The sequence below is a fragment of the Hoeflea algicola genome (genome assembly GCF_026619415.1).
Lineage (GTDB): Bacteria > Pseudomonadota > Alphaproteobacteria > Rhizobiales > Rhizobiaceae > Hoeflea > Hoeflea algicola.
Genome location: NZ_JAOVZR010000003.1, coordinates 1 through 20,404 on the forward strand (window position 1 = coordinate 1; position 20,404 = coordinate 20,404).

The window sequence follows — 20,404 nt, forward strand, 5'->3', positions numbered from 1 at the left end:
ATGATGTTCACCACATGCACGCTGCGAGACCGAAGGCGTCGACCATGGACAATCCACCGGTCGTCTCACCGACAGCGCCCGTAGGATCGCCAGTTTCCTACCACCAGGATCTCTGGGAGCGTTCGATCCTGTTCTTTGACACTCTGCGGCAGCGCGCCGACAACATGCGCGACCATGAACGGGCCGGAATGCCACCGTTGCTGGATTTCAAGTATGAGACTGTGCTGGATGCGCGCCGGTTTGACACTCCGGCGAACTATGCCCTGCTGAAGATCACCGAGATCGATGACGACTGTCTTGTCGACTGTCTCGACCCCGAAAAACCACCGGTAATCATCATCGATCCGCGCGCCGGGCATGGTCCCGGCATTGGCGGCTTCAAACGCGACAGCGAAGTAGGCATGGCGATGCACGAAGGCCACCCGGTCTATTTCGTAGTGTTCTTCCCCGAACCGATGCCCGGGCAGACACTGGCAGACGTACTGCACGCGCTGCGCCGCTTTGTCGAGGAAGTAGCCGGGCTTCACCAAGGCAAACCGCCAGTTCTCTACGGCAACTGCCAGGCGGGCTGGGCGGTAACACTGCTGGCCGCGGATTGCGAGGGCTTGGCGGGACCGGTGGTTCTGAACGGCGCGCCGCTGTCCTATTGGGCGGGCGAAGATGGCGTGAACCCGATGCGCATATCCGGTGGCCTGCTGGGCGGTGCCTGGCTGACGCACCTGATGGGCGATCTGGGCGATGGAAGGTTCGATGGCGCCTGGCTGGCGCAGAATTTCGAAAGCCTGAAGCCGGAAAAAGCGATCTGGGAAAAACACGCCAATCTTTTGACCAATATCGACACCGAAGCCGAACGCTTTCTGGATTTCGAACGCTGGTGGGGTGGCTATTACACGCTGAGCAGCCCGGAAATGATGTCGATTGTCAAAAACCTGTTCATCGGCAACAAGCTGGAGCGGGGTACGATGGAAATCTGCGACGGCTGCACCGTGGATTTGCGGCAGATCACCAGCCCTATCATCGTCTTTGCGTCTTACGGCGACAATATTACTCCACCGGCGCAAGCGCTGGGATGGGTTGCCGAAGTTTATGTCGATACCGCCGACCTGATCGCGGCGGGACAGCGAGATCGTCTATCTGACCAACCCCCATGTCGGGCATCTGGGCATATTCGTCTCGGCCAGCGTGGCAAAGCTGGAGCATCGGGCCATCCTGGAAAGTCTGGACGAGATCGAGGCGCTGGCGCCGGGCCTTTACGAAATGAAGATCGAAAACCCCACAGGCGATCCCGACTGCCACAAGTCCGATCTGATCGTGACCTATGAGCCGCGCGAAGTGTCTGGTCTGAAGGCGGCTTATCCGCACGAAGCGTTCGAAAAGGTAGCCGAAGTCTCGACGACGCTTGACAGCTTCTACAGCGCCTTCGTCAGCCCCTGGGTGCTGGCGATGACCACGCCGGCCAGTGCCGACTTGCTGAAATCACTGCATCCAATGCGGACAAGCCGGTACATGTTTTCCGAGGCGTATAATCCATGGATGCGCGGTGTGCGGATGATGGCGGATTCCCTGCGCGACACCCGCCAGCCATTGCCCGCCGATCATCCAGGGATCGTCGCGGAACGCAAGGTGATGTCCAATGTGGGGCAGATGATTAAAGGCGCGCGCGAACGCCGTGACGCAACCTACGAACAAGTCTTCCGGCTGCTCTATGGTGGCGGCTCCAAACCTGCCCAAACGCCGCCGACTGTGTCTGGTGCAGTCAAATCAAAGGCCAGCCCGAATAACTCCAAACCTGGCAAAGAAAAACGCCATGCTGTCGGGAAGTGAGGTTGTGTTGAGCGTCTTCATCGGCAGTCGCTTGCCGGCCATGTCGCTGTTCTCGCGTCTGCGCAAATACCCAACCGTTCTGGCTTTCGGGACGCCCGTGATCAATCAGAAAGTTTGCCCGGATGTCAGATAGCGCCGTCCTGACTCTCAACGCCGGCTCATCCAGTCTGAAGTTCGCGATCTTTACCAATGTCGAACGGCCTCGCCGGCTCTGGTCGGGCGCGATTGAGCGCATCGGACTGCCGGGCGCCCGGTTTCGACTTTCGGATGCCCGAGGCGCGGTTTTTCGGGAAGAGACCGGAACCATCGCCGACCATGATACCGCTCTGAAACGGCTGCTCCTCGCCATTGAACATGAGGCAAGCGGAGTCAAACTGGTTGCCGTCGGTCACCGGATTGCGCATGGCGGACCTGACTGCGACTGCCCCGAACAAGTGACGCCCACACTACGGGCGCGATTGCAACAGCTGACGGCGCTTGCCCCCTGCATCTTCCCGCCAATATTGCCGGGATCGATGCGGTGCGGATCGCGCGACCCGATCTCACTCAGATCGCCTGCTTTGACACGTCTTTCCATCGTGATTTGCCGCCCATTGCCCGCCTGTCGGGCTTGCCGCGTGCGCTTCAAGATGAAGGGCTTCGACGCTTTGGTTTCCACGGGTTGTCCTACGAATACATCGTCAAAGCGCTGCGCGACGCTGGTGTAGCTGTAGATGCCGAACGGATCGTCGTGGCGCATCTTGGCAACGGTGCGTCGATGTGTGCGATCCGCGATGGAAAGAGCCTCGAGACGACGATGGGGTTCTCGACGATCGCTGGGTTGCCGATGGGTACGAGGTCGGGCGATGTAGACCCCGGACTGCTGTTACACCTCCTGATCGACAAGGAGATGACGCCTGAGGCGGTTTCTCAGATGCTCTACGCCGAAAGCGGTCTTCTTGGCCTATCCGGCATCAGCCGCAACATGCAGGAATTGCTGCAACGCCCTGATGACGCTGCAGCAGAGGCTGTGGCGTATTTCTGCTACCATGCCCGGCGGCATCTGGCGGGCCTGACAGCGACCTTGGGTGGGGTCGACCGTTTGGTGTTTACCGGCGGCATAGGTGCCAATGCGCCGCAGGTTCGGGCCGGGATTTGCGACCGCCTCGGCTATCTCGGCATTGAGCTGAACAAATCCGCAAATCTTCGCGGCGATCCGGTGATTTCGACCGGGTCAGTGGGTGTTACGGTCGAGGTTCGTCAGACTGATGAGGAAGCAATGATCGCTGGCCATGTCCACCAATTCATGGCCAGCCAACCGATGGCGCGGGAGGCATGAGCAATGAAAGATAACTTCGAACCGTTTGAAGCCCTGGCCACGGCGGCGTGCAAGGCAGGCCCGGTCCGCGTTGCGGTTGCCGATGCCGCTCAGACAGTGGTGCTGGAAACGCTGCGCGATGCCGAACGTGCCGGTCTGGTTACACCGCTCTTGGTCGGCGACCCGAATGCCATCCGCACAATCGCCGCAGATCTGGGCTGGACGGTTGCGGAGGACGCGATTATCGCTGTGGCCGACGATGCTGAGGCGGCGGCCCGTGTGGTCGCTCTGGTGCATGAGGGCCGAGCAGACGTGGTGATGAAGGGCAACCTGCATACCGATATCTTCATGCGCGCGCTTCTCGACAAGACCCTCGGACTGCGACTTCCGGGACGACGCGTCAGCCATGTCTTTGTAGTGGCGCTGCCCAGTCATGACCGACTGCTCGGTATCACCGACGCAGCAATCAACATTGCGCCCGAACTCACCGCCAAGGCGCAGATTTGCCAGAATGCGGTCGATCTGTTCCGTATGTTGGGTGTGGTGAGGCCAAAGGTTGCAGTGCTGTCGGCAGTAGAGACCGTGACGGTCGACATCGCCTCGACGCTGGATGCCGCCTCTCTCACTCTGATGTCCCGACGCGGCCAGATCACTGGGGCCGAGGTGGATGGGCCGCTGGCGCTCGACAATGCCATCTCGGCGCGCGCTGCAACCGAGAAAGGTGTTTTGTCTGACGTCGCAGGCTCCGCCGATATCTTGCTGGTGCCAGATCTTGTCTCGGGCAATATTCTGGCCAAGACGCTGGAATATTTTGCCGGGGGCGTTGCGGCGGGGATTGCGATCGGGTTGGCAGCGCCGGTGGTACTGACCTCGCGCGCTGACCCGGCATTGGCGAGACTGGCGGCCCTGGCGATTGCTGCCCTGATGTACCACCGCAGACCGCAGGTTGAACCGCGACCGGGTCCCGCTGAAAGCAGCATTGCCACCGCACCGCAACTGGAAGATGCCTGCTGTCCCCTGCCCGTCGTGTCAAACCTGCAACCAGTTTCGGTCGGCACCCAGCCACAATTCGAGGTAGCCGCGCAATGACCATTTCCGTCAGACCGATCAATCCGGCTGAAGCGCTCGACCTTTCAGCAAAGAAGGGTCTTGTCGTGGGCATCGCCAATGAACATAGCCTAGCCTGGGCTGCCACACAGCATTTCCACGCTGCCGGCGCTGACCTGGCCCTGACCTATTTCAACAACAAGGCCCTGGCCTATGTCGAACCACTGGCAAAGCGTGTCGCCGCGCCGATTTTCATGCCCTGTGATGTAACGCAGGAGGGTTCATTGGAAGCGGTTTTCGCAACCATAGAGAAAACATGGGGCCGTCTTGATTTCCTCCTGCACTCGATCGCTTGGGCACCGGCAGAGGATCTGCACGGTCGATTGACGGACAGTTCAAGCGCAGGGTTCGCCCAATCAATGCTGGTCTCGTGCCATTCATTCATCCGGATGGCCAAATTGGCCGAGCCGCTTATGACCAAAGGCGGCAGTCTGATAACGCTCAGCTTTCTAGGTGCCGAAAAGGTTGTGGACCACTACAACGTCATGGGACCCGTCAAAGCAGCCCTTGAATCATCAGTGCGTTATCTTGCGCACGAACTTGGCCCAAAAGCGATCCGGGTCAACGCTATTTCTGCTGGCGCCATACGGACGCGGGCGTCATCTGGAATCGAACATTTCGACGAACTGATCGACGAAACCATCAAAAAAGCTCCCTTGCGGCGAACAGTGACACCGGACGAGGTTGGCCGCGCAGCCCTGCTACTGGCCAGCGACTACACGACGGGCACGACAGGCGAAGTTATGCATGTTGACGCAGGATTCCACGTTGCCAGCATGGTGTTTCATTAGGCATCCCAACAAGGAACTCTATTAACTGCAGAAGTGACATCTTAATCACAAAGCTGCGCTTGAATACAATGTTGCGTTCGGAGCAGACCGACAGACGGCACTCGGGAGCAATCCGACGACACCGGGAGGTCAGTATTCGGAACTGCGAGCCAATATCTGTAATATCCGAAGCGGACCTGCGTCTAGATTCCTGCAACACGTCACCAAGGGAATGGCAAGCATCAGGTGCCAGCGTTGAATTCCTTGGCTCCTGCAGTCCGCGATTACTGAAAATCAAAGCTCTAGATGTCGGCTGTAGAGGCCGAAACACCATTGACGAGATAGCCTAACGCCCAAGGTCGAAGACCGCCAAAGGAACAGATGATGAAAACAAGCGTGATCAAAGTTGATGACATGTTGTCGGTATGGAGCCTTGATGAAGTGGAGCGTCGGATCGGCGAAGTACCCGGCGTTGAAAGCGTTACGGTGAATTTCGCCGCGAAGAACGCCACCGTCCGCTATGACGAAACCCGGGTTGCGGTTTCCGATATCAAATCAACCGTGCACGAGCTTGGATTGCAATCCAACAGACCCGCTGAGGATGCACCTCCTGAGGTAGCAGCCACCAAGGATCATGAAGACCACCTAGACGACAGCGAACCGGCAGCCGCCCTCTTATCTGCCACACAGAAATCAGGGGTGGAAACACCTGCCGCCACGCATGACGCGCATGCAGGACATGAAAAACACGACGGCACGGTGCCGGATGCGTCGAAGTCCTCATCTGGGAGTCAGACCGACACGCCGGAACCCTCATCCGACCATGCGGGCCACAATAGCCATGACAAACATCAGGGCCATTCTCCCGAGAAGTTCCGGGACCGGTTCTGGCTGTCGCTCGCTGTCACCGTTCCGGTTGTCATCTGGTCGGCCCCCATCCAGGATTTGCTCGGCTACCAGGCTCCGGCGTTCCCCGGATCGGATTGGATGGCGCCTGTGCTCTCTACTGTCGTCTTCCTCTACGGCGGCCTGGTTTTCCTACAAGGCGCGTGGCGCGAGCTCAGAGACCGGCTGCCGGGGATGATGACCCTCATCTCACTCGCCATCACGGTCGCATTCATCTTCTCCTGGGTGGTTCAGCTTGGGTTGATCGACTCGATGCCACTGTGGTGGGAGCTGGCAACGCTGGTCGCGATCATGCTGCTCGGCCACTGGATAGAAATGCGGTCCATCAATCAGGCTCAGGGTGCTTTGAAGGAACTGGCGAAGCTTTTGCCAGACACGGCAACGCGGATCACCGATACGGGTGAGGAAACGGTCGACATCAGCGCCTTGCGCAATGGCGACCTGTTGCTGGTGCGCCCTGGTGAAAGCGTTCCTGCGGACGGCGTTGTGCGCAAGGGCATGAGCGCCATTGACGAGGCGATGATCACCGGTGAATCGCGACCCGTGAAAAAGGGCGAAGGCGATGAAGTGATTGCCGCCACGATCAACGGAGAAGGATCCCTGCGCATTGAGGTCACCGGAACGGGCGACAAGACCAAGCTGTCCGGCATCATGCGGCTGGTGGCCGATGCGCAGACCTCCAAATCGAGATCTCAGCACCTGGCGGATCGCGCAGCCCGGATGCTTACCGTCGCAGCGATTGGCGCGGCGGTGCTAACATTTGTGGCGTGGCAATTGCTTGGCGCTGAGCTGGATTTTGCCGTGGTGCGAATGGTGACGGTTCTGGTGATCGCCTGCCCTCATGCTCTTGGGCTGGCGGTGCCATTGGTAGTGGCCATCTCGACAACACTGGGCGCCCGCAACGGCCTTCTGGTCCGGGACCGCCGCGGGCTTGAGGAGGCCCGCAATCTTGACACCGTAATTTTCGACAAGACTGGAACTTTGACGCTGGGCGAGTTCCGGATCGTCGCCAGTTCCGTTGCAAAGGGTCTGGGCGAGGACGAGGCCCTTCGCATCGCGTCTGGTATTGAAGCCGAATCCCAGCATCCGATCGCCCGGGGGATCGTGAAGACTGCGGAAGACAAAGGCATCGCGGTCCCATCAGCCGACGGATTCCGCGCGATCACCGGCAAGGGCGTTGCAGCCACAATTGACGGGGTCGAGTACCATATGGGAGGGCCGGCGCTGCTCAAGGCGGAAAACGTCGATGTTCCACCAGCGCTTCAGGCTGCCTCCGAAGCCGCAGCCGGCAATGGCCAAGCAGCGATCTATCTCGTCCAGGCGGGCAAGGCGCTGGCTGTCTATGCCGTGGCGGATGCGATACGCGAGGAAAGCCGTGAAGCCATCGCGGCGCTGCATGAACGGGGCATTGAGGTTGCCATGTTGACGGGCGACGCACAGGCGGTGGCCGATGCGGTTGCGAAAGAGCTTGGCATCGATACAGTTTTCGCTGAAGTGCTGCCCGATGACAAAGCGTCCAAGGTCCGCGAGTTGCAGGCCCAAGGCAAGAAGGTGGCTATGATTGGAGATGGGGTGAATGACGCACCCGCCCTTGCCACCGCAGACATCGGGATTGCGATTGGCGCCGGAGCCGACGTGGCCGTCGAGGCAGGGCATATCGTGTTGGTGCGATCGGACCCCCGCGACATCCCCCGCATCATCACGCTGAGCCGGGTCACATATCGCAAGATGAAACAGAACCTCTGGCTGGCGGCAGGCTACAACATCTTTGCCATTCCGCTTGCCGCAGGAGTGCTTGCGCCTTGGGGTATCCTCCTCACGCCCGCCGTGGGCGCAATACTCATGTCGGCGAGCACGGTCGTGGTGGCGATCAACGCGCAACTCTTGAAGCGAGTAAAACTTTGAATGTGTCAGCGGCCAGTCGCATCGCCTCCTGCGGCGCAATCGTCTGTCTTGTCAGGAACAGCCCGATCCTCCGCGGTGTCTTTCGGGGTCTAGATGCGCGACCTGCGCCTCATGAATTGAAAGGGTTTGGGTGCCTGCAATGAGCAAGAAAACGAAAAGGAAGGCCGCACCGGAGCCCGAAGGCTACAAGCAAACCCTCCACAGCCTTCAGGTTGAGCTGGTGAAACTGCAGCGACACCTGATCAAAAACGATCTCCGCATCCTGATCCTGCTCGAAGGTCGTGATGCTTCAGGAAAGGACGGCGTGATCAAGCGCCTTACCGCGCATCTCAGCCCGCGCGACACCCGGGTCGTTGCGCTCGGCAAACCCTCCGACCGCGACCACAACAGCTGGTACTTCAAGCGCTATGTCGCCAGCCTGCCTGCCAGCCAAGAAATGGTCGTCATGAACCGCAGCTGGTACAACCGGGCCGGCGTCGAAAAGGTGATGGGGTTCTGCACGGATGCAGAACACGAGGAGTTCATGCGCTCCGTTTTGCCATTCGAGCGCATGCTCACTGGCTCCGGAACGCAGCTTTTCAAGTATTATCTCGACATATCGAAATCCGAACAGAAGAAAAGACTGGCAGATCGGCGGATTGATCCGCTCAAGCAATGGAAGAGCAGCCCCATTGACAAGAGCGCGCTGCGGCGCTGGGACGATTACAGCGACGCGCGCAACGAAATGCTCACTCGGACCCATAGCGAAGACCTGCCCTGGCACGTCGTGCGGGCCGATGACAAGAAGCAGGCCCGGCTCAATGTCATCCGCCACCTCATGGCCCGCGTCGACTGCCCCGACAAGGATGCACACCTGGCCCAACCGGATCCGGATATCGTGTTCGACTTTGCAGAGGAGCATATCCAAAGCGGCAGGATCGCACCATGAGTTCCAAGCTTGAAGCAGCGTTTACACCCCCTGCAGGACACTTCGATGAATAGGCCTGTGAACAGCCCGCTTTCGCTCGACCTCATCCAGAAGATGGACGCCTATTGGCGTGCAGCCAACTATCTCTCGGTTGGCCAGATCTATCTGTATGATAACCCGTTGCTCAAAATTCCCTTGAGTCTTGAGCACGTGAAGCCACGACTGCTCGGCCACTGGGGTACCACGCCGGGGTTGAACTTCATCTATGTCCATTTGAACCGCATTATCAACGAGCATGACCTGAACATGATGTATGTCACCGGCCCCGGGCACGGCGGCCCGGGTCTCGTGGCCAACACCTATCTCGAAGGCAGCTATAGCGAGCTCTATCCGGACATCTCGCAGGACGAACTGGGCATGAAAAAGCTGTTTACGCAGTTTTCATTTCCCGGCGGCATTCCCAGTCACGTGGCGGCGGAGACCCCGGGCTCCATCAATGAAGGCGGTGAACTCGGCTATTGCCTGTCGCACGCCTACGGTGCCGCCTTCGACAATCCCGACCTCCTGGTCGCCTGCGTCGTGGGCGACGGCGAGGCGGAAACCGGTCCACTCGCCACCAGCTGGCATTCCAACAAATTTCTCAATCCGGTGCACGACGGCGCGGTCCTGCCGATCCTGCATCTGAACGGCTACAAGATAGCAGGCCCCACCGTGCTTGCCCGCATTCCCCGTGACGAGCTCGAATCGCTGTTTCGCGGCTACGGCTACACGCCTCACTTCGTCGAGGGCGACGATCCGATGGAGATGCATCAGCTCATGGCTGAGACGCTGGATACCGTGGTCGAAAGCATCCGCCACATCCAGCAAGATGCCCGCGCCAACGGATTCAAGAAGCGTCCGCTCTGGCCGATGATCATTTTGCGGTCACCGAAAGGTTGGACTGGCCCGAAGGAGGTCGACGGCAAACCGACGGAGGGAACCTATCGCTCGCACCAGGTGCCCATGGGCGACATGAGCCATCCCGGGCACGTAAAGGTTCTGGAAGAGTGGCTGGAGAGCTATCGCCCGCGAGAACTGTTCGACGAGACCGGCAGGCTACGGCCCGAACTCGCTGAACTGGCCCCGTGCGGCCCGCGGCGGATGGGCGCCAATCCGCATGCCAATGGCGGCCTGCTATTGCGCGACTTGCACCTTCCGGATTTCCGAGACTACGCAGTGAAGATTCCGAAACCCGGTAGCGTGAGTGCGGAAGCTACGCGCGTCCAAGGCGAACTGATCCGCGACGTGATCAAACTGAACCCCGAAACCTTCCGCGTTTTCAGTCCGGACGAAACGGCGTCGAACCGCTGGGGTGCGGTATTCGAGGTGACCAACCGTTGTTCGACCGCGGAAATAGTTCCCGGCGACGACCATGTCGCGCCGGACGGCCGGGTGATGGAGGTCTTGAGCGAGCACCAGTGCGAAGGATGGCTCGAAGGATATCTGCTCACGGGCAGACATGGCTTTTTCTCCTGCTACGAAGCCTTCATCCACATCATCGATTCGATGTTCAACCAACATGCCAAGTGGCTCGACGTTGCAAACCACATTCCATGGCGGCGGCCGGTTGCTTCCCTGAACTACCTGCTTTCATCACACGTGTGGCGCCAGGACCACAACGGTTTCAGCCATCAGGATCCCGGCTTCATCGATCATGTCATGAGCAAGAAGGCGGAGGTCATCCGCGTCTACCTGCCACCCGACGCCAATACCCTGCTCTCCGTTACCGATCATTGCCTGCGCAGCCGAAACTACGTCAACGTCATTGTCGCAGGCAAACAACCGTCACCGCAGTGGCTCGATATGGACGCAGCCATCAGGCACTGCACCGCCGGGCTGGGTATCTGGGAATGGGCCAGCAATGACGACGGCAGCGAGCCTGACTTGGTGATGGCCTGCGCCGGCGACGTCCCGACCATGGAAACGCTGGCCGCGGCGGAGTTGCTTCGGCAGCATTTCCCGGCACTGAAGATCCGGGTCGTCAACGTGGTCGATCTGATGACTTTGCAGTCACAGAACCAGCATCCGCACGGCCTAAGCGACGAGGATTTCGATGCCCTGTTCACCAGGGACAAACCCATCATCTTTGCCTATCACGGGTACCCCTTGCTGATTCACAAGCTGACCTATCGTCGAGCCAACCATCACAATCTGCACGTTCACGGGTTCAAGGAAGAGGGAACGACGACGACACCATTCGACATGGTCGTGCTCAACGAGCTTGATCGGTTCCATCTGGCCAAAGCCGCTATCGACCGGGTGCCGGGATTGGGTTCGGAAGCGGCAGCCTTCGCTCGATTCATCGACGACAAACTCTCCGCTCACGGATCCTACATCCGGCTGCACGGCGAGGACATGCCAGAAATCCGAAACTGGCAATGGGCCGCAAATGGAGGGCATTCCAATACTTCCAGATAAGCATGAGCAAACCGCCCTACCGGGGAAATGAGCAAGCCATGAGCGAGCACGACGATGCAATCGAGAAAAGCGGCTTTCACTGGCGCATCATGCGCTGGATCCTGTGGCGCTTTATCTGCAACGCAGCTGAGCGCGTTCTCATCGACAGAAGCCTGAGGAACAAGACGGGCGGTGAAATTCGCTGGTTGCAGAACGACATCGATTTGTTCCTGAGCCAAGTCTCAACGAGGACGGCGCTCCTGCGCCCGGTGGCGCAGCTTGACGCATTGCCAAATTTCGGCAGTCGCCTCATGGTCGAGCTTGCGATCTATACCGTTGCGGCCGACCGGACGCTGCGTGACCGAGATCTTGATCCCCAAAGCGCGCGGGACGCCTTGGCGGACATCGGTTGGTCCGTCTATCGCAGGCAGCTTGCCCTCTCGTCCCTGCCCGCTCGCCTCGTCACCCGCGACCCGGGAAAGCGATTGCGCTGGAGCATCCGCGGGCTGCTCGTTTTCCCCTTCCGGCCCGTGGGTGCCCCCGGCTACGCCGCCGAAGTCTTTCGAAAAGGCGAGGACATCCACACGCACTTCACGCACTGTCCCCCGCAAAGCTTTGCCCGGCGCATTGCCGACGAGACGGGCGATCCTGAAGCGCTGGCCGGCTTCGCAAACAGCTGGTGCAAATATGACTGGCCTGGCGCCGATCTGATCGCCGCCGACGGACATCGGGGACACTATATCCGGCGGCAAACACTCTCGGCCGGGGATCCGGTCTGCGACATGTGCTGGGCGGCGCGGGCACCCCGCGAGACCAGCGAAAACAACAATGAAGAGGGCAAATGAGGCCGGAGCGTGAAAGATCCAGAAATCGCTCTGCGGAGATGAAAGTATGAGAAACGCGACGATCGATGCGCCGACCAGCGATCCCAAGAAGAACAGGCGGGCCTTATGATGCAGCGGCAATCGCATGTGAAACGGCCCCACCCCGGAGAAACGAGGCTGGATGCGTTACAGCGGCATGCCTTCGATTACTTCCTGAACGAAACCAATCTCGCCAATGGCCTCGTAGCCGACAAATCGCAGCCGGGCGCGCCCGCGAGCATCGCAGCCGTGGGTTTCGCCCTGGCGGCCTACCCCGTCGGTGTCGAGCGCGCATGGATCTCACGCATCAGCGCAATCGATCGAACGCTGGCGGCATTGCGGTTCTTCAACAACGCTCCGCAGGCCACGGGCCCTGACATGACAGGGCACAAGGGCTTCTTCTATCATTTCCTCGACATGACGACCGGGCGGCGCGCCGGCCTTTGCGAGCTGTCCACCGTCGATACCGGCTTCCTGCTGGCCGGCATGCTCGCCGCCGCAGCATATTTCGATCGGGACAGTGAAGACGAGCAGGAGATACGGACACTCGCCGACGCGCTTTACCGCCGGGCGGACTGGCAATGGGCCTGCAACGGCGGCGCGACGATCACCCACGGGTGGACGCCTGAGGACGGATTTCTGCCTTACCGCTGGGAAGGCTATGATGAGGCCTCTCTTCTGTATGTACTCGCATTGGGCTCACCAACCCATCCTCTGGCTGCGGAGAGCTACCTGGCATGGACCTCGACCTACCAATGGAAGGAAATCTACGGTTACGAATTCATCTATGGGGGCCCGCTCTTCATCCACCAGTACTCGCACATCTGGATAGACTTCCGCGGAATCCAGGATGCATTCACGCGAGGCAAAGGCATCGACTATTTCGAGAACAGCCGGCGCGCCACCTACGTCCAGCAAGAGTACGCGATCCGCAATCCGCTCAAATTTGCGGGCTACGGAGAGAACTTCTGGGGCCTGACCGCGAGCGACGGGCCAGGCTGGACGACGCGGCGCGTCAACGGCATCGAGCGCGCGTTCTTCGACTATGCCGCCCGCGGCGTTCCGTACGGCCCTGACGACGGGACGGTCGCGCCGTGGGCCGTGGTGGCATCGTTGCCGTTCGCACCGGAAATCGTGATGCCGACGATTGCGCATTTTCAGGACGTATATCCGCAAGTCACAGGCGCATACAGCTGTCCGTTCGCCCTATCACTTCGGGATCAACCTCGGTCCCGTGGTGCTGATGTGCGAGAATTTCCGAACGGATCTGCTTTGGCGCCTTATGCGCGCATGCCCCTACGTGGTCACAGGGCTGCGGCGGGCGGGATTCACCGGCGGTTGGCTGTGACGGCCACGGAGGCGTGCAAATCATGAAGGCCATATCGATCGCCGGTAGGGCGAACGGACAGCTGTATGCGCCTTTGATGAGCTGGAACGACAAGCTGTGGGCGCTATTCTGATGTCGGCAAGCACGGTCGCGGTCGCGATCAACGCGCAACTATTGAAACGGGTCAAACGATAAGCCCATCAACAATGGGCCCGACAGACCACAGAGGAGACATGGCGTAAGGCATAAGACCAGATTTTGGAGGAGAATCCTGTCAAGACCAGGAAAGCAGCATATCCAAGACACGGTTTCTGTAAGCGCCCTGACCTTGGGACGGATCGTGCTTTCCTATGTGCCTCGATTGAGCAACGTTCTGATCTGATCACCGGACCGGCGCACTGCCATGGTGCCCGACGCAATGCATTGCCGCTTGTAGCGGAACTCCAGTGTTCCTATGGTATTTCTAAACTTTGGCCTGATGACCATATCGGCCTGACCGAAACGCAGCCGGGCATGCTCGTTCTGACAGATCTCGATTGATCTTAGCATCGCTTGTACTCCGTTGCGGGGAGCTATCCCAGCTTCGGGTTGGCTTGGATCAACAGCGATCACTACATCGACACCGGTGCTTCGCGCCACATCTATAGGCGCGATGTCCGCATAGGCACCATCCATCAGGACGTGAGATCCGTCAATCAGCGGTGGTAGGATACCTGCGAGCGCAGCACTGGCATAAACGTAGTTAGCAGCTGACCCTCGGTTGTGGACAACACGTTCCCCCGACAGCACATCCGTCGTGCAGACAAAGACAGGGATGGATCCATCCTCCAAGTTTTTGCCCTCGGTCAAGGCGGCAAGGACACCCCGGCCCCAGCTCTCGGTGCGCGCTCCGGCGCCCCAGCCAAAATACATGTCACGTGCCGCAAGCAGCGCAATCGCCAGGCCCCTCGCTCTTTCGGCAATGCTTCGGCCTCGAAAGTTCGGCGTTGACGGGAACCCGCTGGTGTCCATTTCAATAAGATCTCGATACCAGTTTGGGTTCAGCGAATAAGTTGCGCCAACCACCGCGCCCATTGACACACCGACAATTGCACTGGGGAAATAACCCAAACTGATCAGGGCTCTCAAAACTCCCACATGCGAAAGACCTCTTGCGCCACCACCACTAAGGACAAGGGCGAAGGACTTGTGTTGGCTGGTCATCAGAGTATTCGCGCCCATCATACGCCGCCCTTCAGTGCGCCTATCGGTTACAACAATCGTGGTGCATACAGCAACGTCCAGAAAACTGAACTCTGCCAGAGTCCCATCGCCGAACATCAGGACCTTCGGTCAACACCTCGGTGAGCATTACGCCAAGCATTACGCTGAAGCGCCAAAAAGTGTCGGCGGTGCAATGCCCTTTCGAATGACCATCATGACGCCGACAAGGGAAAGAGACGTGCCGATCAATTCCGGCCAGCCCAGGGACTCGCCATAGTAGAGCAAACCCATTGTAAGCCCGAATATCGGCACAAGAAAGCTGAACGCATTGGCCTTGCTCAGCGGCACTTCTGCAAGAACCGACATCCAGATGACATATACCAGCGCGGAGCCAAAGACCGCTAGGCCAACCAGCGCAAACAGAAATCCGGGAGACCACTCGATCACCGTGAAGTCTTCAGTCAAGACGGCAATCATCGCCAGCGGGATACTGCCGATCAACAATTGGACACTGATGGCCATCAGTGGATCGACCGTATCCGCAATCCGTTTCAGCATCACATTGCTGATAGTGATGCCAAGAGCCGCCAGAATGATATACGTGATGCCGATTAGGTAGCTCTCCTGACCACCTCCGAACAATCGTGGTGCAGCGATGACGACGATTCCCAGAAACCCCAGAACAAGACCCGATTTACCCCAGGCCGTCAGCCGCTCTCCCAAGACGACACCCGCTAGGGCGGCAGCCATTAAGGGCTGGGTGTTTGTGATAACTGTCGCAATCCCAGGCGACACGAATTCGGCCGCATGAAACATGCCAAAATACCCCAGGCTGGTGGCCCCAAACCCGATTGCTGCAAGGGTGATCCACGTCTTCCAACTGCGCGGAAAAGGGCAGCGCAAAGCCAGCGCGATCGCCAACAGGGTAACGCCTGCGATCACTGCCCGCAAGGTTGCAAACGACAGGTGCGGGGCATAGGCGATGCCAATCGTTATCAACGGATAACAACTCGCCCAGAGAAACATCGCGAAAATGATCTTTGCGGCGGTCAGTATTTTCACGAGTTCTTCAATTCATTGTCCTTTTGGCTCCTGGTGAGCGGCCATCTAATTTTTGATCAATAAAGAACCATGGCGACGCATCATTGAGTGGTGCTGATCCAAATTCTCCAACGGCCTCAGTATCAAAATCACAAAGCGACACATATGATTGCGCTTCGCAACTGCGCCTCCACCGTCAGATATAGTTTGCCCGATCTCCTGCATTGGTCACCATGGCAATTCACTCATATTGCCAGCGCTCGTGAGCGTATATCAGCGGCCTGCATATCGGAAAAACCCAGCGGGGCTGTAGTCATTCGCCGATGAACTCGAATCACCCAAACCCCCAATTTCTCTTGTTCAGTCCGACACGACAGGTGGTGCGCATCTTCAAAGTCGCTATGTCTGCAAATCGTCGATTTTTCTCACACATGTCTCCGCCGTTCACGTGCGCGGTCAGTTTTTCGCTACTGCCTCCAGCGCCGTCCAGCGCTTCAGGTATATCCGTTCGGAGATGAACACCGCTGAAATCGCGGCACCTGCATATAGAACGATCATAGGATCGGATCCCAATTTCATTGTCGTGAATGCTGCCAGAACAAATCCGTCGAAGGCAATCGCACAAAGCAGTACGGCCCCATGCGCGCCAATCTCGTGGCGCAAATGCCGAAACACGCCCCAATGCACCAGCATGTCCATTATCAAGTAAAAGAATGCCCCTAGCGATGCGATCCGGCTCAGATCAAAAAACACCGCAAGCGCCGAAGCAAGAACGACCGTGTAGACCAGAGTGTGGCTGCGGATCGGGCCCGACATACCAAAATGGCTGTGAGGTATCATTTTCATATCCGTCAGCATTGCGAGCATGCGCGACACCGCAAATACACTCGCCAGCACGCCTGACGCGGTGGCGACAGCTGCCAAAACGACTGTCAAGTAAAAGCCAGACTGGCCCAATGCCGGCGATGCCGCTTCGGCAAGCGAGTAATCCTTGGCGGCAACAATTTGATCAATCGACAGATTGGACCCGACCGCAAAAGCGACAAGCAGATACACTACCGTGCAAATGGCAATCGATATCATGATGGTGCGGCCTACATTGCGATGCGGGTCGGTGATTTCTGCACCACTGTTGGTGATAGTTGTGAAGCCTTTGAAGGCCAGGATCGACAGGGCTACAGACGCAATGAACCCGGTCAAATTGAAGCCGCTGTTGGTACTGCTTGCAGCTGCGAACGTGAAGCCGCCCGACCAAAGCGCGACGATGCCAAAGAGCGCAATTCCTCCGATCTTGATGACCGCCATGATGATCGACAAAAGACCGACAGACCGGTTGCCCGAAGCATTCACGATAAAGGCAAACAGGATGACTCCGACCGCCAATACCGGCACCAGCGGGCCCCCTGCGATATCAAAGGGTCGCAATACATAGGTTGCAAATGTCCGCGCCACGAGGCTTTCCGAAATGACCATGGACAGCGCCATCAACAATGCCGCCGCTGCGGCGATGGCGCCTGGCCCGTAGGCTTTCTGCAAGATCATCGCTATCCCGCCAGAGGACGGCCAAGCATTCGACATCTTGATGTAACTGTACGCGCTGAAGGACGTCACGATGGCACCAAATACGAAAGACAGAGCAAAATAGGGTCCGGCCAATTGCGCAATTTGCCCCGTCAGCGCAAAAATACCCGCACCGATCATCACGCCGGTTCCCATCCCAACGGCACCGGCCAAACTGATTGAGCCCTTGTTCAAGGTGTCATCACCATGTGAATGTTTCAAAACTTTGTCTCTTTCTCAATAGCTTGAACGATGCTCAACGGATCAGCAGCAGTGGACCACAAAGACAGCGTGCCAAACGGGGGCAGAAACGTTCTCTTGCGGCCTCCGAGGAACGGGTCAAGGCAGCGCCACCATCTTGTGCCCCCTGACCTTCTATCACGAATTCTCCTTTGGCCATTATCACTGCCTCATCAATGATCCGTATCTTTGGCTCGGCACCGGTAGAAACGAAGAGCGTGCCGGTGCCACGAATTTTGGTCAACTGGTACTGTTCCAAGGACAGTTCAGAGACCTAGATCTCAACATCGGCAAGGTTGATCGCCGCGATCTTGCCGTCACCGCTACCCGCGATAACATTTTCGGTCACCCGACAGATCTATCGCGTGCAACTCGACCGCAACGGCAAAGCTCCGCATACACCGTCGGCGTGAAACTCATCAGGTTGATTACGGATATTCCATTGCCCGAGCGATGGATCGCGACAGCACAGCGCTCGTCGGAGGAAATGGCGGTTTGATGCACTGCTCCGGGGACTTCAATCCGCCACACAATCCCGCCAGATGTCGCATCCGGAACGCTGAGAATGCTGATGCCCGCATCTGAGGGTCCGATCGGTTTATCCTCGGCCAGTGAATTGTGAGCAGCATGCTCTAACTCGGACACACTCTCGGTTTTGGTCGGTTCCTGAATCGCCTCAAGTCCGATGATCCGCTTTCCTGCTTCGCCGCCTCCGGCATTGACCATGAGCACCGAAAAGGTGCTATTTTCCGGTGCAATCACGACAGGCTGAGCTGTCGTGATTGCAGTCGAAAGCATCAACGCCGCCAATATGGCGACATTCAATACTATCAAGAGGAAATTCCCTCCGATGTTCTCCGTAAATCATAGACTGCGCTTTCATCGGCGTCCAACGCGACTAATTCGGAGCGCTGCCGGATCACTGAGGCCGCGAATATCAGCAGCATGCCGGATGCAAGCCCTACCAGAATGAGTGTCATTTTGTTTCTCCTCATAAGACGAAATTCTGCAACATACACCGGGATGTGGCGGATCAGCTCGCGCCGCAGCATCCGCCGGTTTTGGTGCCTGTGCCATGGTCAACCTTTACGACTGCAGGCGGGTCCATACTTGGCACAGCAACATTGGCCTCTTGAGTTTTGGACGTAGACCCGCAGCAGCAGCCTTTCGGTGATTGATCGGGCGTTACGCCGGTCGGGATGATCTTTGTTTGCATTTTGGTTTTCTCCATGAAAAATTGTCTCCTGCAAGGATAGACGCCTGCGCCGCGCCGGCATTACGCAGTCCCAGACACCCTCAGAGGTCTGCCCAGCTCGATCGAGCGCAATCGCAGCCTGACAGGCCATGCTTTGGGCAGATCCGGGTCATCTCTGCGAACCTCTCCTTCAGAGCCTGTCTTCCACATCCAAGTCGATCGTCCATCGTACTCTGGCTGAGCCCCAAGCTGTGCGCGACGCCCTCCCTCCGCTCTCCATCGACATCGACGCGCCGAACAACATTGGCCTGTTCATGCGGAAGCGTGGACAGGAGAATGTCGATGCAGTCACATATCAGTTCGTCGAGTTCAGTGTCACTTGTCGGATCAGAACTAGGCTGACGTTTCACATGCTCATTCCTTGATACGATTTTCAGAGTTGTACATATCGACACCCCTGATTGAGCTCCGCCGATTACCAGGCGGAGTTTCCAGTGATCTGCGACTTAGGCCTGTCATTCTACCCCCCAAGTTTGCCGACCCTCTAGATCAGAAGACGCGCAATGGCGTTGGGCATTACACTATCGTTGGGGCATCGAACTGGCGAGGTGTCGACGACGGCCGAACGCCCCGGGAGTGATCGCAGTCACAAATCATGAAGCCGCCTTCCCCACAAACTTTGCAGACCTCGGCTATTTTTTTCCTCAACGCTGTTCTCGCGCGATGGACCCGAACTCCCAAAGAGTTCGAGTTCAGCCCCAGTTCAGTTGCGACAGCCGTGCGCGGCTCGTCTCGTAGATCAATCCGAGCCAACAATTCTGCCTGAGAGGGCTGAAGCATCTTCATCGCCGCCGCGATGCAGGTACACGCGGGCTCCGCAACATCGATGTCCTCCTGCTGGGTCACCTTGGTCTCGATCACATAGGCCTCTGCGCCGCGATTTCGCGCCGCTTGCCGCCGGTAGTGATCCGTCAAGGTGTGTTTCAGGGTGACGCCGAGCCAGGCATCCAGCCTCTCATCGTCCTCAATCTGGGCATGGTGGCGCAGTACCTTTACGCAGAAATCTTGAAAGATATCCTCGGCATCCTGTGGCCTGCTCAATCGCCGGCGAAGAAAGCCGAGGAACCGGTTGCGGGATTCGACGAGTTTTGCCTCAACGACTCGGCGCGAGATCGTTGTTGCACTGTTGTTTTGTTCAGCAAACATTCCTGTTCCTTTCACATGACTTTGTGCAGCACCGACATGCGATGCTGGCAGTTAGACCTGTGAAAGGAGTCGTGGTGGTTGAAAGATCAGGTACCTCACTTCACGCAGCGTGAAGTGCGGATCAAACTGGCGCTCTGATGAACCCACCCAGCCCACCGGCACCAAGCTGCTCTTCGGAAGAATTCCCGCTAGGCAGCTAGGCCCGAGGTGGCAATTTACGCCGGGAACAGCTTTCTCCGCATCATCGCTGACACCCGCAACATGGGTGACCAATTCGTTGGTGGACTGCGTCGACGGATTGTGATGGTCAAACTCAGGGGCAACAGCCAGAGCAGAATAAAGCAAAGCCGCGACTACCGCGATGATAGTCACCACACGCAACCTAATCATGCGTTTTGCAATCTTCAATCTGAGCGTGCGCATAATTTTTCCAGACTCTACCCATCTTGTCTAGAGCTTCGTCGCACTGCTCGCCTTGACTTGGATCAAGCGCCGAGGTCCCGCCGGGCGGCGTTTACAGAACCGGGATAGACCTTCTTTGCGTCCTGATGTTAGCGTGGCCTTAATAGTTGCTGCAGCATTTGGCGGCATGGGGCCAAACACACCAACCGACGTTG

The 20,404-nt window shown here is 58.1% G+C and carries 16 protein-coding genes and 2 pseudogenes; 10 read left to right on the forward strand and 8 right to left on the reverse strand.

Going from position 1 to position 20,404, the window contains the following annotated elements; genetic code table 11:
* Positions 1–164: 164 nt before the first annotated feature.
* The 10 genes and pseudogenes from OEG84_RS25430 to OEG84_RS23760 form a co-directional block, all read left to right on the forward strand.
* Positions 165–1,052: pseudogene (locus OEG84_RS25430) on the forward strand (DUF3141 domain-containing protein); the annotation flags it as partial.
* 112 nt (positions 1,053–1,164) lie between these two features.
* Positions 1,165–1,824: a DUF3141 domain-containing protein gene (locus OEG84_RS25435; RefSeq protein WP_324288276.1), complete on the forward strand. Its 660-nt coding sequence runs from the start codon at positions 1,165–1,167 to the stop codon at positions 1,822–1,824.
* Between the two features lie 122 nt (positions 1,825–1,946).
* Positions 1,947–3,142 (forward strand): annotated as a pseudogene (locus OEG84_RS23725) (acetate/propionate family kinase).
* A 3-nt stretch (positions 3,143–3,145) separates the two neighbouring features.
* The gene (locus OEG84_RS23730; RefSeq protein WP_267656340.1) at positions 3,146–4,210 is read left to right on the forward strand and encodes a bifunctional enoyl-CoA hydratase/phosphate acetyltransferase; all 1,065 of its coding nucleotides are present in this window, start codon (positions 3,146–3,148) and stop codon (positions 4,208–4,210) included.
* Positions 4,207–5,019 carry an enoyl-ACP reductase FabI gene (fabI, locus tag OEG84_RS23735; protein WP_052161098.1) on the forward strand — a complete coding sequence of 271 codons (813 nt, stop codon included), beginning with the start codon at positions 4,207–4,209 and terminating at the stop codon, positions 5,017–5,019. The genes OEG84_RS23730 and fabI overlap by 4 nt, the downstream gene beginning before the upstream one ends.
* Positions 5,020–5,394: 375 nt before the next feature.
* Positions 5,395–7,809: a heavy metal translocating P-type ATPase gene (locus OEG84_RS23740; protein WP_267656341.1), complete on the forward strand. Its 2,415-nt coding sequence runs from the start codon at positions 5,395–5,397 to the stop codon at positions 7,807–7,809.
* Positions 7,810–7,948: 139 nt separating this feature from the next.
* Positions 7,949–8,737 carry a polyphosphate kinase 2 gene (gene ppk2 / locus OEG84_RS23745; protein ID WP_267656342.1) on the forward strand — a complete coding sequence of 263 codons (789 nt, stop codon included), beginning with the start codon at positions 7,949–7,951 and terminating at the stop codon, positions 8,735–8,737.
* A 45-nt stretch (positions 8,738–8,782) separates the two neighbouring features.
* A complete protein-coding gene (locus OEG84_RS23750; protein ID WP_267656344.1) occupies positions 8,783–11,173 on the forward strand; it encodes a phosphoketolase family protein in 2,391 nt (796 codons plus the stop codon).
* A 38-nt stretch (positions 11,174–11,211) separates the two neighbouring features.
* Positions 11,212–11,997: a hypothetical protein gene (locus OEG84_RS23755; RefSeq protein WP_267656346.1), complete on the forward strand. Its 786-nt coding sequence runs from the start codon at positions 11,212–11,214 to the stop codon at positions 11,995–11,997.
* A 105-nt stretch (positions 11,998–12,102) separates the two neighbouring features.
* Complete coding sequence (locus OEG84_RS23760; protein ID WP_425602932.1) at positions 12,103–13,389, forward strand: glucoamylase family protein; 1,287 nt, start codon at positions 12,103–12,105, stop codon at positions 13,387–13,389.
* A 301-nt stretch (positions 13,390–13,690) separates the two neighbouring features.
* On the opposite strand, the gene OEG84_RS23765 is transcribed toward OEG84_RS23760, so the two are convergent.
* The 8 genes from OEG84_RS23765 to OEG84_RS23800 form a co-directional block, all read right to left on the reverse strand.
* On the reverse strand, positions 13,691–14,545 hold the full coding sequence (locus tag OEG84_RS23765; protein ID WP_267656347.1) for a patatin-like phospholipase family protein: 855 nt from the start codon (positions 14,543–14,545) through the stop codon (positions 13,691–13,693).
* Positions 14,546–14,704: 159 nt separating this feature from the next.
* A complete protein-coding gene (locus OEG84_RS23770; RefSeq protein ID WP_267656348.1) occupies positions 14,705–15,607 on the reverse strand; it encodes a DMT family transporter in 903 nt (300 codons plus the stop codon).
* Positions 15,608–16,042: 435 nt separating this feature from the next.
* The gene (locus OEG84_RS23775; RefSeq protein WP_267656349.1) at positions 16,043–17,341 is read right to left on the reverse strand and encodes an APC family permease; all 1,299 of its coding nucleotides are present in this window, start codon (positions 17,339–17,341) and stop codon (positions 16,043–16,045) included.
* Positions 17,342–17,402: 61 nt separating this feature from the next.
* Positions 17,403–17,645, reverse strand: coding sequence for a hypothetical protein (locus OEG84_RS23780; protein ID WP_267656350.1), 243 nt, complete (start codon positions 17,643–17,645; stop codon positions 17,403–17,405).
* Positions 17,646–17,731: 86 nt separating this feature from the next.
* Positions 17,732–18,220 carry a hypothetical protein gene (locus OEG84_RS23785; protein WP_267656351.1) on the reverse strand — a complete coding sequence of 163 codons (489 nt, stop codon included), beginning with the start codon at positions 18,218–18,220 and terminating at the stop codon, positions 17,732–17,734.
* On the reverse strand, positions 18,217–18,366 hold the full coding sequence (locus tag OEG84_RS23790) for a hypothetical protein (protein WP_267656352.1): 150 nt from the start codon (positions 18,364–18,366) through the stop codon (positions 18,217–18,219). Before OEG84_RS23790 ends, OEG84_RS23785 begins: the two co-directional genes overlap by 4 nt.
* Before the next feature lie 791 nt (positions 18,367–19,157).
* Complete coding sequence (locus tag OEG84_RS23795) at positions 19,158–19,787, reverse strand: RNA polymerase sigma factor (protein ID WP_267656353.1); 630 nt, start codon at positions 19,785–19,787, stop codon at positions 19,158–19,160.
* A 51-nt stretch (positions 19,788–19,838) separates the two neighbouring features.
* Positions 19,839–20,210: a hypothetical protein gene (locus OEG84_RS23800; protein WP_267656354.1), complete on the reverse strand. Its 372-nt coding sequence runs from the start codon at positions 20,208–20,210 to the stop codon at positions 19,839–19,841.
* Between the last annotated feature and the right edge of the window lie 194 nt (positions 20,211–20,404).

Bases quoted from the DNA above. Each gene is read 5' to 3' on its own strand.
- OEG84_RS23730 (WP_267656340.1), top strand. From the start codon at position 3,146: ATGAAAGATAACTTCGAACCGTTTGAAGCCCTGGCCACGGCGGCGTGC.
- fabI (WP_052161098.1), top strand. From the start codon at position 4,207: ATGACCATTTCCGTCAGACCGATCAATCCGGCTGAAGCGCTCGACCTT.
- ppk2 (WP_267656342.1), top strand. From the start codon at position 7,949: ATGAGCAAGAAAACGAAAAGGAAGGCCGCACCGGAGCCCGAAGGCTAC.
- OEG84_RS23750 (WP_267656344.1), top strand. From the start codon at position 8,783: ATGAATAGGCCTGTGAACAGCCCGCTTTCGCTCGACCTCATCCAGAAG.
- OEG84_RS23755 (WP_267656346.1), top strand. From the start codon at position 11,212: ATGAGCGAGCACGACGATGCAATCGAGAAAAGCGGCTTTCACTGGCGC.
- OEG84_RS23760 (WP_425602932.1), top strand. From the start codon at position 12,103: ATGATGCAGCGGCAATCGCATGTGAAACGGCCCCACCCCGGAGAAACG.
- OEG84_RS23765 (WP_267656347.1), bottom strand. From the start codon at position 14,545: ATGACCAGCCAACACAAGTCCTTCGCCCTTGTCCTTAGTGGTGGTGGC.
- OEG84_RS23790 (WP_267656352.1), bottom strand. From the start codon at position 18,366: ATGACACTCATTCTGGTAGGGCTTGCATCCGGCATGCTGCTGATATTC.
- OEG84_RS23795 (WP_267656353.1), bottom strand. From the start codon at position 19,787: ATGTTTGCTGAACAAAACAACAGTGCAACAACGATCTCGCGCCGAGTC.
- OEG84_RS23800 (WP_267656354.1), bottom strand. From the start codon at position 20,210: ATGCGCACGCTCAGATTGAAGATTGCAAAACGCATGATTAGGTTGCGT.